This window comes from Curvibacter fontanus (assembly GCF_054780335.1).
Window position 1 is genome coordinate 26,824 of the sequence record NZ_BAAGWN010000001.1, and the last position, 13,465, is coordinate 40,288.

The window sequence follows — 13,465 nt, forward strand, 5'->3', positions numbered from 1 at the left end:
GCCTCTCAATTCGCCGTGCGCAGCAGCGTGCGCTGCGCCAGCCAGGCCCCCAGCACCATGGCCGCCACAACGATCAGGCTGGAAACCGAGAGCGTGGCCACACCGGCCATGCCCTGGCCGATGGTGCAGCCCATGGCCAGGATGCCACCCAGGGCCATCAGCACAGCGCCGGCCAGGTTGCGCAACATCTGCGCGCCCGTGGGTGCGGTCCAGGCGAACTGGCGCGCCAGCAGGGCGCTGGCGAAAGCGCCGATGAAGACACCCAGCACCGAGGCGGAGCCGAACTTGAGCGGGAAACCCAGACGCTCCATCGCAACGTAGCGCAGCAGGTCCTGCGCCGGCGCCACGAAGGCCAGCGAGCTGAGCACCGGTGTCTCGAACTCGTCCGCGCCGGCAATGCTCACGTACCAGCTCACCGCCACCAGCAGGCCGACCAGGGCGCCGGCCAGGGGCAGGCGCCACCCCCACCACGCCGACGGGCGCGGTGCGCGCAGCAGGAACAGCACGATCGCGCCGGTCAGGATCAGCGTGATCAGCCAGGCCGGCATACCACCGAACAGGGCTGGCAGCGATGCTGCCGGCAGCTGCACAGCCGGGCCACTCAGCATCTCGCGCACCGGCGCCAGCACGCCTTCCAGGCTGGCCATGATGGCGAGCACGAACACCAGCCAGCTCAACAGCGCCGCGCCCTGCCCCTGCGCGGCGCGCACGATGAGGCGGCTCGGGCAACCACCGGCCAGCATCATGCCGGCGCCAAACAGCAGACCACCGATCAGCAAGCCCAGCAGCGGGACGCTGGCCCGCAGGTAGGGCGTGCCGCCCAGCTGCACGAGGCCGAAGCCGGCCAGCAGCTGCGTGCCCAGCAGGGTCACGAGCACGGCCAGCAGAAAAGAGCGCAGGCGAGCCTTGTCTTTGCCCTCGAAGGCGTCAGCCAGCGCGGCGCGCGCGCAGAAGCCGCTGCGTTGCAGCACCACACCGAGCAGCACGCCCAGTACCAGCCCACCCCACAGGGGCAGGTTCACAGAACCTGTTTCCAAATCTTTGCTCCGATGAATACTTGCATTGCGCCCGTTCAGGCCGCCATATTGACCGCGACCATGCGGTCCATTTCGGCCGGGCGCGGCGGGATCTCGCGCGTGAGTTCGGCGATGAAATCCTCACGGCTCATGGAAAGCACCGGGTTCCAGCGCTTCTCGAAGCCGATGGTCGAAGACGGCTTGCCCGACAGGCCGACGCCACAGGCGCTGCCGGCCTGGTGGCCGGGGTAGATCTCCAGGTCGGCCGGAAGGCTCATCAGTCTGGCCTGCAGCGAGTCGTAGAGCTGGCCCGCCATCACGCGCTCCTGGCCCGCCAGGTCGGGGCGGCCGACGGCGCCGACGAAGAGCGTGTCGCCCGTCACCACGAACCAGGGCACGCCACCGCGGCGAAGGTCGGTCACCAGCAGGCAGACGCTGTCAGGCGTGTGACCCGGCGTGTGCAGCACCTCGACCTGCACATTGCCCAGGTCCAGTTTCTGGCCGTCGCGCAGGGGCTCGAAGTCGAACTTCACGAAATTGCGGTCCGCCTCGTGCAGGCAGTAGGAGGTGCCCAGCATTGCGGCCAGCTTGCGCCCGCCCGAGTAGTGGTCGGCATGGACGTGGGTGTCGATCACGTGCGTGATCGACACCCCGGCCTTCTTCGCCTCATCGATGAACCATTGTTCATCACCCTCCACGACGTCCACGGCAATCGCTTTGGCATAGGTGGCACAACCGAAGAAATAGGACAGCGACGCTTCCTTCGTCGCCAGTTGCTTGAAAAACATGTTTCTCTCCTAGAAAACCAGTACCTTGCCGGCCTTGACGGTCCAGTCGGTCAGCTCATTCATGGCCGAACGCTGCGCGCCACCTTGCCCAGCATGAACCCCACGTTGCAATGACCTTCGGGCAGCTTCGGCCCGGCGCGCGCGCAGCCCACGGCATCGGCCAGCAGGAACAGGCGCACCCGCTGCCGTGGGGCGCCTCCTTCAGGATGAACAGGGTCGATGCCATGGCATACCTTCAGCTATGAATCACGAATCAGCCGCGCTCCAGCGGCATGCCGGCGGCCTGCCACTCTGCCACGCCGTCGAGCAGCTTGCGCACGCGGTAGCCCTTGCGCTTGAGCAGCTGCTGCGCCTCCTCGGAAAACAGGCAGAAGGGGCCGCGACAATAGGCCACGATCTCGCGGCCCTTGGGCAGCTCGGCCAGGCGGCGCTCGATCTCGGACAGCGGCATGGATCGCGCATAGGGCAGGTGCGCGACGGCGTATTCCTCCTCGGGCCGCACGTCCAGCATGATGATCTCGCCGCGTTTGGCCTGGGCCAGCAGCTCCTTGCGACTGGCCTGGGTGAGCTGCTCTGGCGCGGCCACCATCTTCTGCAGCGCCAGCTGCAGTTCCACCAGGTGCTCCTCGGCCACCAGGCGCAGCGTGACCCAGAGCTGGGCCACGTCTTCGCCGCTCAGGCGGTAGACCATGTACTTGCCCTCGCGCCGGTGCTCCACCAGGCGCGCGGCCTTGAGCGCCTTCAGGTGCGCGCTGGCCAGCTTGACATCGATGCTCAGCTCGGTCGCCAGCACTTCCACCGTCTTCTCCCCCTGGGCCAGCAGCTCCAGCAGCTCCAGCCGCTTGGGGCTGGAGACGGCCTTGCCGATGCGGGCCACCTGCTCGTAGAGCAGATTTTTGACTTCGCGTTTTTTCATGCGAACATTCTAACGTTTGTTTGAATTAAAAATCAACCACCGCCCGATCGGCGCCCATTTCGGCGCCAGGTCGGGCCAGCTCAGGCAAGGGACGGGCGAGCGCCCTGGATCGATACCAGGGACGCGAAAGATGCCGCCGGCTTTTCAGTGGGTGATCACCACCAGCACGCTGCAGGGCGCATGCTCGATCAGGGCCTTGGAGACGGACCCCCGCCACCAGCGCGCCGCCCATCCGTCCAGGTGCTTGTGCCCCAGCACCATCAGGTCGGCGCCGATGCGCGTGGCCGCGCGGGCCAGCTCACGCACCGGGTCCCCGGTCACCACTTCACCACGGGCGCTCAGCCCGGCCTCTTTCAACTTGCGCACGCCGGTGTCGAGGATGGCCTGGTAGCGGTTCCTTTCGCTCTCCTCCAGCGTGTCGTCGTACACCCCGCCCTCGGGCCCCATGGTGGTGATGGGCAGCGGCATCACGGCGATGAGCGTCAGTTCGGCCTGGCTCCACTGCGCGATTTCATGGCTGTCCAGCAGGGCCTGCTGGCCGGGGGCTGAACCGTCATATGCCAGCAAGATTTGTTTGTACATACCGCACCTCCGGGTCAGGGTGAAACAGGTCAACGCATGCTGCTTAAATTCTAGGCATTTTGTGCAGAAACCACAAACACAAATGCACGGGGGCCCTCCTCCCCCGGCCACGGCCGGCTCGTGGTCCGTTCAGTGCGCCGGCGTGGCATGCGGCTCACCCTGCTCGGGGGCCCGGGCCTCTCAGGCCAGGCCTTCGGCCCTCAACGCCGCCTGCACCGCCGGGCGGGCGGACATGCGGGCCATATAGGCCACCAGATTGGGCAGGCCGCCGATGTCGATCTTCACGGGGTTCGTCCAGCGCGTCACGGTGTACAGATAGGCGTCGGCCACGCTGAAGTCCTTGCCCATCAGGTAGTCCTTGCCGGCCAGCTGCTCATTCACATAGGCCAGGCGGCGTTCGATGTTGGCGCGGCAGATGTCCTTCCACTCCTGCGGCGCGGCCGGGTTGAACAGCGGGCTGAACTGCTTGTGCAGCTCGGTGCCGATGAAGGTCAGCCAGCTCTGCATGCGGTAGCGCTCCACCGTGCCGTTGGCCGGGGCCAGTTTCCTGGCGGGCTGGCTGTCGGCCAGGTACTGCACGATGGCCGGGCCTTCGGTCAGCACCTCGCCGCCGTCCAGCTGCAGCGCGGGCACATAACCCTTGGGGTTGATAGCCAGGTAGTCACCGCCCGAGGCCGTCGTCTTGGCCTTGAGGTCCACCACTTCGCTGTCGTACTTCAGGCCCAGCTCTTCGAGCACGATGTGGGGGGAAAGGGAACAGGCGCCGGGTTTGATGAAGAGTTTCATGGTCTTGTCTCGCTGAGGGTGGATGCATCCGCCCGCAAAACACAGGCGGCAGGAAAGCGCAAACAGTGTAGGCAAAGCCGGGCAAGCTTGCACGTCACGCCGCCAAAACCCCGGCGTGGCCCGCGCCTTCAGGCCCCGGGGCTGCGCTGCAGAAAAGCCTCGAACTCCGCCACCGGCAGCGGGCGGCTGAAGAGGTAACCCTGGTAAGCGTGGCAGCCCAGGCGGTCCAGGAAATCGCGCTGCGCCTCGAACTCCACACCCTCGGCGATGACCATCAGGCCCAGGCTCTCGGCCAGCACCACCACCATGCGGGCGATGGCCGCATCGTTGCTGTCGACCAGGATGTCGCGCACGAAACCCTGGTCGATCTTGAGCTGGTCCAGCGGCAGGCGCTTGAGGTAAGCCAGCGAGGAATAGCCCGTGCCGAAGTCGTCCAGCGAGAAACCCACGCCCTGCGCCTTCAGCGCGCTCATCTTGGCGATGGTGGTCTCCACGTCGCTCACCAGCAGGCTCTCGGTCAGCTCCAGCTTGAGCCGCCGCGGGTTGGCCCCGGTGCGGCGCAGGATGGCCAGCACCTGCGCCACGAAACCGGGCTGGCGCAGCTGGCTGGCCGACAGGTTCACCGCCATGGTGAGGTGCTGGGTCCCGGGCCGCCCGGCCCAGCGCGCCAGCTGGGCGCAGGCGGTTTCCAGCACCCACAGGCCCAGCGGCAGGATCAGGCCGGTCTCCTCGGCCAGGGCGATGAACTCGGCCGGCGAGACGATGCCGCGCTGCGGATCCTGCCAGCGCACCAGCGCCTCCACACCCATCACATGGTCCCGCCCCGCCACCTGCGGCTGGTAATACAAAACGAACTGCCCCGCCTGCACCGCCTCGCGCAGGCGAGCCTCCTGGGCCGCATGCTCGGCCACCAGGGCCTGCATCCGGGGGTCGAAAAAATGCAGGGTGTCGCGGCCCTGCGTCTTGGACTGGTACATGGCCAGGTCGGCCTGCTTGAGCAGATCCTCGATGGAGGTCTCATGGCCCCTGAACAGCACCACGCCGATGCTGGGCGTGCTGCGTTTCTCCTTGCCGTCCAGCACATAGGGCTGGCGCAGCTCGTCCAGGATCTTCTCGCCCACCTGCTCGGCCTGGGTCGCCGCTTCCTCGGCGCTGATGCTCAGATCTTCGAGCATCACCACGAACTCGTCGCCGCCCAGACGCGCCACGGTGTCGCCCTCGCGTATGCAGGCGCTCAGCCGCAAAGCGACCTGCTGCAGCAGCAGGTCCCCCTTGTCGTGCCCCAGGGTGTCGTTCAGCGTCTTGAAGTGGTCCAGGTCGATGAACATCAAGGCGCCATGGCGCTGGCTGCGCGCGCTGGCGGCCAGCGCATGCTGCAGGCGGTCCATCAGCAGGCGCCGGTTGGGCAGCATCGTCAGCGGGTCGAAGAAGGCCAGGCGCGTGATCTCCTCCTGCGCCGCCTTGCGCTGCGTCATGTCCGACTCCGAGGTCACCAGATGGGTGACGGCGCCATCGTCGCCGTACACCGCCGTGATGGTCAGCCAGCGGGGATAGGTCTCGCCGTTCTTGCGCCGGCCCAGCACCTCACCCTGCCAGCGCCCCCCGGTCATGACGGTGCGCCAACGTTCCTCGTGAAAACCCGATGGCTCCCTGCCGTCGGCCCGCAGCATCTTGGGTGTGTGGCCGACCAGCTCTTCGGACGTGTAGCCCGTGATCTCCGTCATGGCCCGGTTCGCCCGCAGGATGCGGTAATCGGCGTCGGTCACCATCATGCCGTCCTGCGTCTCGAAGGCTGCAGCCGCAATGCGCAGCTCCTCCACATTGCCCTTGAGCATCTCGACCTGCCGCTGCTGGGCCTCGATCATGGTGTTGAAACCCTGCGCCACCGCCGCGATCTCGCGGGGGCCGGACACCGCGGCCCGCACATCGAGCGTGCCGCCCTCCACCGCACGCGAGGCCTGCTCCAGGGCCCTGATCGGCCTGACGATCTGGCGCGTGACGTACAGGGCCAGACCGATCAGCAGGGCCATGGCCACCAGCGCAATGGCCGCCGCGGTAATGGCCCGCCGCTGGGCCGGGGCATAGACCTCGGCCACGGGCACCCCGACATAGGCGATCCAGCCCGTCTCCGGCATCGTCACCACGGCGAAATAGCGTCGCACGCCGTCGGCCGCATCCTCCACGAAATCGCCATCCCGCACCTGGGTCACCCTGCGTGCCGCGGCGGAAGTGGGCCGGCTGCCGATGAGGTTGCCCGGATCGACGTTGCGCCAGATCAGCACGCCATCCGGGCTGACAAAACCGTACTGGCTGTCCTGCGGCAGGTACTGCGCGGGAATGCGCGGGTCCAGCGCCGCCAGGTCCAGCGGCAGCTGCACGCTGCCGATCGCCTCCTGCCGCTCGTCCAGTATCGGTGCGCCCAGCACCACCACCCACAGGTTGGTGATCGGCCCCCGGTAAGGCAGACTGACGGTGAAGCGCTTTTCCTGCATCACCTGCCGGAACCAGGCCATCCGGGCGAAACTGACAGGGCGGTCTTTACGGGGCGGTATCGCCGCGCACACCATCCGGCCCTCGCGGTCGGCGTAGGAGATGTTGGTGAAGCCGGGGATCATCTGGTGCACACCCAGCAGCGCCGGATCACAGTGGCGGGCGTCCACCCGGCGCACCAGCGGGCGCTCGGCCAGGCGCTCCAGGGTCTGGCGCGCGTCGGCGATCTTGCCGCCCGTGTTGCTGACCATGGCCTGCGCCAGGGTGCGCAGCGAGGTCTTGGTGCTCGCGACCGTCTGCTGGACGTCGTAATAGATGCTCAGCCCGACCACGATCGCAAACGGAATCGAACCCGCCAGCACCAGCAGGAGCAGGTGGGCTCGTATCGAAGAGGTGCGGACGGTGATGGACATGCTGCCCTGCTCCCACAGCGGTTGCAGGCAATATAGCAGGCCACCCCTCCCGCGGCGACCCCGGTGGCTGCCCCGAGGCTCCGGGGCGGGCCGCGCTCAGGCCGCCATCAGCGCCCGGTGCTTCTCCAGCGCCTCGCGCACCAGCGGGTGCACACCCTCGCCGCCCTCGGCCAGCAGGGCCTGGAACTCCTTGAGCATGCGCGGCTCCCAGAAGCGTTTGAGGTGGGTGGCAAGGTTTTCCATGGCCTCGGCCTTGTCGGGCATGGAGGCGAAGAAAGTGCCGATCTGGTTGGCCATGCGGGTCAGGTGGTCGCGGTTCATGGTGCGGTGTTCTCGAGTGAAATGCGTTCGGAATGGCTGTAGACCGACAGGTCGGCGCCGCGCGCGAAACCCAGCAGCGTGAGACCGCAGCCCTGCGCGATGTCGATGGCCAGGCCCGTCACGCCCGAGACGGCGGCCAGCAGGCCCACGCCCGCGCTGGCAGTCTTCTGCACCATCTCGTAGCTGGCGCGGCTGGTCACGACAATGAAACCTTCAGGCGCCGGCAAGCCCGCGCGATACACCGCGCCCAGCAGCTTGTCCAGCGCGTTGTGGCGGCCCACGTCCTCGCGCAGCAGGGCAATCTGCCCGTCCGCGCTGCACCAGGCCGCCGCGTGCGAGGCGCCGGTCACGCCCAGCAGCAGCTGGCGATCACGCATCTGGGCCAGCGCGGCCGATACCGCCACAGCCTCGAAAGACGCGCCCATCTGCAGCGCCCCGGGCGCGCGCACGGCCTGTTCCAGGCTGTCGGTGCCGCACAGGCCGCAGCCCGTGCGCCCGGCCAGGGTGCGGCGCTTGTTCTTGAGGCGCGCGAAACAGGCCGAGGCAATGTCCAGCGAGAGCGTGATGCCCTGCGCCGTCTCGCTGGGCTCCATGCCGTAGATCTGCGCCGGGCTGTCCACGATGCCTTCGCTGCAGGAAAAGCCGATGGCAAAGTCCTCCAGGTCCGAGGGCGAGGCCAGCATCACCGCGTGCGAAACGCCGTTGTAGACCAGGGCCACGGGCACCTCCTCGGCCACCCAGTCGGTGGCCTCGAAGACCTCCCCGCCGCGCAGGCCCCGTACCAGGGCGGCGCGGGCGCCGGCCACCGGAGGGTAAGGCAGTTCATGCATGTGCACAGCGCGCCTCCCTGTTTGCCCGCCCACCGTTCGCGTTGAGCCTGTCGAAACGCAGCGCCAGCCAAGCACGGGACTTCGACAAGCTCAGTCCGAACGGAGAGGACAAACACTGCATACGGTCTCCCATGGAATCACCTACTTCCCCACCACTTCACCCTGGGCAGCTTCCAGGTACTTGAGTTGCTCGCGGTTGAAGCGCTCGTAGCCCTTTTGCCATTCAGAGGGTTGCGTCACCGGCATCACCTGCACGGCCGTCACCTTGTACTCGGGGCAGTTGGTGGCCCAGTCGGAGTTGTCGGTGGTGATCACGTTGGCGCCCGACTCGGGGAAGTGGAAGGTGGTGTAGACCACACCCGGCTGCACCCGCTCGGTGATGGTGGAGCGCAGCACCGTTTCGCCCGCCCGGCTCTGGATACCCACCCAGTCGCCCTCTTTGATGCCGCGGTCTTCCGCGTCCTGCGGGTGGATCTCCAGCCGGTCCTCGCTGTGCCACTGCACGTTCTCCGTGCGGCGGGTCTGCGCGCCCACGTTGTACTGCGAGAGGATGCGCCCCGTGGTCAGGATCAGCGGGAACATGCGCGTGACCTTCTCGTCCGTGGGCACGTACTGCGTGATGATGAACTTGCCCTTGCCGCGCACGAAGGCGTCGATGTGCATGGTGGGCGTGCCCTCGGGCGCCTCGTCGTTGCAAGGCCACTGCACGCTGCCCAGCTCGTCCAGCTTCTTGAAGCTCACGCCCTTGAAGGTCGGCGTCAGCGCGGCGATCTCGTCCATGATCTCGCTGGGGTGCTTGTAGTTCATGGGGTAACCCAGCGCGTTGGACAGCAGCTGCGTCACCTCCCAGTCGGCGTATTTCGCCTTGGGCGGCATCACCCTGGTCACGCGCGAGATGCGGCGCTCGGCGTTGGTGAAGGTGCCGTCCTTCTCCAGGAAAGAGGAGCCCGGCAGGAACACATGGGCGTACTTGGCGGTTTCGTTGAGGAAAAGGTCCTGCACCACCACGCACTCCATGGACTCCAGCGCGTGGGCCACGTGCTGGGTGTCCGGGTCGGACTGCACCACGTCTTCGCCCTCGCAATACAGGCCCTTGAAGCTGCCGGCTATGGCCGCGTCGAACATGTTCGGGATGCGCAGGCCCGGCTCGGCACGCAGCGACACATTCCACACGCTCTCGAAAGCGGCGCGCGCCGTGCCGTCCGACACATGGCGGTAACCCGGCAATTCGTGCGGGAAGGAACCCATGTCACAAGAGCCCTGCACATTGTTCTGGCCGCGCAGCGGGTTCACGCCCACGCCTTCGCGGCCCACATTGCCCGTGGCCATGGCCAGGTTGGCTATGCCCATCACCATGGTGGAGCCCTGGGCGTGCTCGGTCACACCCAGGCCGTAGTAGATGGCGCCGTTCTTGCCCTTGGTGGCAAACAGGCGGGCCGCAGCGCGCAGCTCGGCCGCCGGCACACCGGTGACCGTTGCAAGAGCCTCAGGCGAGTTCTCGGGTTTGGCCGCGAATTCGCGCCATTCCCTGAAAGACTTGGCCTCGCAACGCTCGGCCACAAAAGCCTCGTCCACCAGGCCTTCGGTCACGATCACGTGGGCCATGGCGCTGATGACAGCCACATTGGTGCCCGGGCGCAGCTTGAGATGGTGGTCCGCCTTGACGTGGGGCGAACGCACCAGGTCGATGGTGCGCGGGTCCACCACGATCAGGCGAGCCCCGGCGCGCAGGCGTTTTTTCATGCGCGAGCCGAACACCGGGTGCCCGTCGGTCGGGTTGGCGCCGATCACCATGATGATGTCGCTCTTCTCCACCGACTTGAAGGTCTGCGTGCCGGCCGATTCACCCAGCGTCTGCTTCAGGCCATAACCCGTGGGCGAATGGCACACACGGGCGCAGGTGTCCACATTGTTGTTGCCGAAAGCAGCACGCACTAGCTTCTGCACCAGGTAACCTTCTTCATTGGTGCAACGCGAAGACACCAGGCCGCCCACCGAATCGCGGCCGTACTTGGCCTGGATGCGCTTGAACTCGCTGGCTGCGTAGTTGATGGCCTCTTCCCAGCTCACTTCGTTCCACGGGTCGTTGATGCTCTTGCGGATCATCGGGCTGGTGATGCGGTCCTTGTGCGTGGCGTAACCCCAGGCAAAACGGCCTTTCACGCAAGCATGGCCCTCATTGGCCTTGCCGTCTTTCCACGGCACCATGCGAACCACCTCGTTGCCCTTCATCTCGGCCTTGAAGCCGCAACCCACGCCACAGTAGGCGCAAGTCGTCGTCACGCTGTGTTCGGACTGGCCCAGCCAGATCACGCTCTTCTCCTGCAGCGTGGCCGTGGGGCAGGCCTCCACGCAGGCGCCGCAGCTCACGCATTCCGACTCCATGAAAGGTTGGTCCTGGCCCGGCGACACGCGGCTCTCGAAACCACGGCCCGAGATGGTGAGCGCAAACGTGCCCTGGGTCTCTTCACAGGCGCGCACGCAGCGGTTGCAGACGATGCACTTGCTGGCGTCATAGCTGAAATAGGGGTTGGAATCGTCAATCTTCGGCTTGTTCTCGCCACGGAAGTGGTTGTCACCCTCCAGGCCGTAACGCACTTCGCGCAGGCCCGTAACGCCGGCCATGTCCTGCAGCTCGCAATTGCCGTTGGCGCTGCAGGTCAGGCAGTCCAGTGGGTGGTCGGAGATGTAGAGCTCCATCACGTTCCTGCGCAGCTCCTGGAGTTTCGACGTCTGCGTGCGCACCTTCATGCCGGCCTCGGCCGGCGTGGTGCAGCTGGCGGGGTAACCGCGGCGGCCTTCCACTTCCACCAGGCACAGGCGGCAGGAACCGAAGGGCTCCAGGCTGTCAGTGGCGCAGAGCTTGGGCACCTTCACGCCGGCGTCCACCGCCGCGCGCATCAGGGACGTGCCCTCGGGCACGGTGACGCTCTGGCCGTCGATCTCCAGCGTCACTTCCTTGACGGACTCACGCTTGGGTGTGCCGTAGTCGATGTCGAGTTTGAGGTGGTTCAACATGGTGATGCTCCTTTTTCTACCGTATGGGTTGAGCCAAATTTCCGTTCGCCCTGAGCTTGTCGAAGGGTTCTTGCAGTGTTGGGGCTTCGACAGGCTCAGCCCGAACGGTGATGTGGTGGTTCCGAACGGTGGGGATTGGTATTTCAGTCAGGCGGCTTTGCGGTCCGGGTTGGACAGGCCGAAGTCTTCGGGGTAATGGTCCAGGGCGGAAAGCACGGGGAACGGTGTCATGCCCCCCATGGCGCAGAGCGAGCCGCTGACCATGGTGTCGCACAGCTCGCGCAGCAGCTTGACCTGCTGGGGCCGGTTCTGCACGTCACCCTTGGTGATGCGGTCGATCACCTCCACCCCGCGCGTGGAGCCGATGCGGCAGGGCGTGCACTTGCCGCAGCTTTCTTCCACGCAGAACGCCATGGCGTAGCGCGCCAGTTTGGACAGGTCTGCCGTGTCGTCGTGGATCACGATGCCGCCGTGGCCCACCGTGGCGCCCACGGCCGTCCAGCCCTCGTAGTCCATGGGCAGGTCCCAATGCGCTTCGGGTACATAGGCGCCCAGCGGGCCGCCCACCTGCACCGCCTTGATGGGCCGGCCGCTGGCCGTGCCGCCGCCATAGTCATACATGAGTTCGCGCAGCGTCACGCCGAAGGCCTTTTCCACCAGGCCGCCGTGCTTGACGTTGCCCGCGATCTGGATGGGCAGCGTGCCCTTGGAGCGGCCCATGCCGTAGTTAGCGTAAAAGGCCGCGCCGCGCGCCAGGATGATGGGCACCGAGGCGAAGGTGATCACGTTGTTGATGACGGTCGGCTTGCCAAACAGCCCGCTGAGCGCCGGGATCGGCGGCTTGGCGCGCACCACGCCGCGCTTGCCCTCGATGCTCTCCAGCATGGCGGTTTCTTCACCGCAGACGTAGCTGCCCGCGCCCTTGCGCACTTCCAGGTGGAAGGCCTGGCCCGAACCCAGCACATTGCCCCCCAGAAAGCCGGCGTGGTTGGCGCTGCGGATGGCCTCCTTCAGCGCCTCGATGGCGTGCGGGTACTCGCTGCGCACATAGATGACCCCGCGCGTGGCGCCTGTGGCCATGGCGGCGATCGTCATGCCCTCGATGAGCATGTAGGGGTCGCCCTCCATGGTCATGCGGTCAGAGAAGGTGCCCGAATCGCCCTCGTCGGCGTTGCACACCACGTACTTCTGGTCCGCCTGGGCCGCGGCCACCGTCTTCCATTTGATGCCGGCCGGGAAAGCCGCACCGCCACGGCCGCGCAGGCCCGAATCCAGCACCTGCTGCACCACCTCGGTGGGTTTCAGCGCCAGCGCCTTGCGCAGACCGGCATAACCTTCGAACAACTCGTAGTCGGCCAGGGACACCGGGTCCGTGATGCCCATGCGCGCAAAGGTCAGGCGCTCCTGCTTGCGCAGGTAGTCAATCTGGTCCGTCAGGCCCAGGCCCAGCTTGTGCGCGCCGCCGTTCTGGAAACCCACGTCAAACAGGCCGTCCACGTCTTCGGGCTGCACGGGGCCGTAAGCCACGCGGCCCTTCTTGGTAGCCACTTCCACCAGCGGCTCCAGCCAGAACATCCCGCGCGAGCTGTTGCGCACCAGCTCGATGCCCACCTTGCGCTTGCGCGCCTCCAACACGATGAGCGCCGCCACCTCGTCGGCCCCCAGGGCCAGGGCCGCAGAGTCACGTGGCACGTAGATCTTGATCGGGGTCTTGCTCATGCGGCCTCCTTCAGCTGGGCCAGCAGGTGGTCAAACTTGGCATGGCTCACGCGGGCGTAGGGCTTGTCGTTGATGCTCATGGACGGGGCCGTGGCGCACAGACCCAGGCAATAGACGGATTCCAGCGTCACGTTCTGGCCGGCAGCCTTCTTGCTGGCGTGTTCCCACAGGGCTTCGGAGCCGCAGGACTGGCAGGCCTCGGCCCGGCAGACCTGCACCACAGCGCCCTTGGGCGCCTCGGTGCGGAAGTGGTGGTAATAGGAAATGACCCCGTGCACCTCGGCGCGCGAGAGGTTCAGCGCCTCGGCAATGTCGGCCACGGCCTCCGGCGGCACATGGCCCAACTCGTCCTGGATGCCGTGGAGGATGGGCAACAGAGCCCCCGGCATATCGCGCTTGTCGTCCAGCACCCGGCGTAGGGTGCTCTGGGCCTGGCCCGTGCTTGTTGTCATGTCTGCCTCGCTTTTCAACGACGCACCCAGGGAAAGGGCACGTCTTATGAGGCGCAGTGTCAGTCTCGGATCAACCTTGGGTCAAATTGATTCGGGACATGCGGGGATTTAGTTTGATGATGTATGCAATCAGA

The 13,465-nt window shown here is 66.5% G+C and carries 11 protein-coding genes; all 11 read right to left on the bottom strand.

Annotated elements, in window-relative coordinates; all coding sequences use genetic code 11:
• Nucleotides 1-5 precede the first annotated feature (5 nt).
• A complete protein-coding gene (locus ACYVH8_RS00125) occupies nucleotides 6-1,022 on the bottom strand; it encodes a YeeE/YedE family protein (protein WP_460486848.1) in 1,017 nt (338 codons plus the stop codon).
• A 50-nt stretch (nucleotides 1,023-1,072) separates the two neighbouring features.
• Nucleotides 1,073-1,804, bottom strand: coding sequence for an MBL fold metallo-hydrolase (locus ACYVH8_RS00130; RefSeq protein WP_460486849.1), 732 nt, complete (start codon nucleotides 1,802-1,804; stop codon nucleotides 1,073-1,075).
• A 253-nt stretch (nucleotides 1,805-2,057) separates the two neighbouring features.
• A complete protein-coding gene (locus ACYVH8_RS00135) occupies nucleotides 2,058-2,720 on the bottom strand; it encodes an ArsR/SmtB family transcription factor (protein ID WP_460486850.1) in 663 nt (220 codons plus the stop codon).
• Between the two features lie 144 nt (nucleotides 2,721-2,864).
• Nucleotides 2,865-3,302 carry a universal stress protein gene (locus tag ACYVH8_RS00140; RefSeq protein WP_460486851.1) on the bottom strand — a complete coding sequence of 146 codons (438 nt, stop codon included), beginning with the start codon at nucleotides 3,300-3,302 and terminating at the stop codon, nucleotides 2,865-2,867.
• A gap of 180 nt (nucleotides 3,303-3,482) precedes the next feature.
• Nucleotides 3,483-4,088, bottom strand: coding sequence for a glutathione transferase GstA (gene gstA, locus ACYVH8_RS00145; RefSeq protein WP_460486852.1), 606 nt, complete (start codon nucleotides 4,086-4,088; stop codon nucleotides 3,483-3,485).
• A gap of 128 nt (nucleotides 4,089-4,216) precedes the next feature.
• Nucleotides 4,217-6,991 carry a bifunctional diguanylate cyclase/phosphodiesterase gene (locus ACYVH8_RS00150; protein WP_460486853.1) on the bottom strand — a complete coding sequence of 925 codons (2,775 nt, stop codon included), beginning with the start codon at nucleotides 6,989-6,991 and terminating at the stop codon, nucleotides 4,217-4,219.
• A gap of 96 nt (nucleotides 6,992-7,087) precedes the next feature.
• Nucleotides 7,088-7,312 carry a formate dehydrogenase subunit delta gene (locus tag ACYVH8_RS00155; protein ID WP_460486854.1) on the bottom strand — a complete coding sequence of 75 codons (225 nt, stop codon included), beginning with the start codon at nucleotides 7,310-7,312 and terminating at the stop codon, nucleotides 7,088-7,090.
• Nucleotides 7,309-8,148, bottom strand: a complete 840-nt coding sequence (gene fdhD / locus ACYVH8_RS00160; RefSeq protein ID WP_460486855.1) for a formate dehydrogenase accessory sulfurtransferase FdhD — start codon at nucleotides 8,146-8,148, stop codon at nucleotides 7,309-7,311. The genes ACYVH8_RS00155 and fdhD overlap by 4 nt, the downstream gene beginning before the upstream one ends.
• Before the next feature lie 135 nt (nucleotides 8,149-8,283).
• A complete protein-coding gene (fdhF, locus tag ACYVH8_RS00165) occupies nucleotides 8,284-11,160 on the bottom strand; it encodes a formate dehydrogenase subunit alpha (RefSeq protein WP_460486856.1) in 2,877 nt (958 codons plus the stop codon).
• A gap of 147 nt (nucleotides 11,161-11,307) precedes the next feature.
• Nucleotides 11,308-12,879 (bottom strand): formate dehydrogenase beta subunit, encoded by a 1,572-nt coding sequence (locus tag ACYVH8_RS00170; protein WP_460486857.1) that lies wholly within the window; start codon nucleotides 12,877-12,879, stop codon nucleotides 11,308-11,310.
• On the bottom strand, nucleotides 12,876-13,331 hold the full coding sequence (locus ACYVH8_RS00175) for an NAD(P)H-dependent oxidoreductase subunit E (RefSeq protein ID WP_460486858.1): 456 nt from the start codon (nucleotides 13,329-13,331) through the stop codon (nucleotides 12,876-12,878). The genes ACYVH8_RS00170 and ACYVH8_RS00175 overlap by 4 nt, the downstream gene beginning before the upstream one ends.
• Nucleotides 13,332-13,465: the final 134 nt, after the last annotated feature.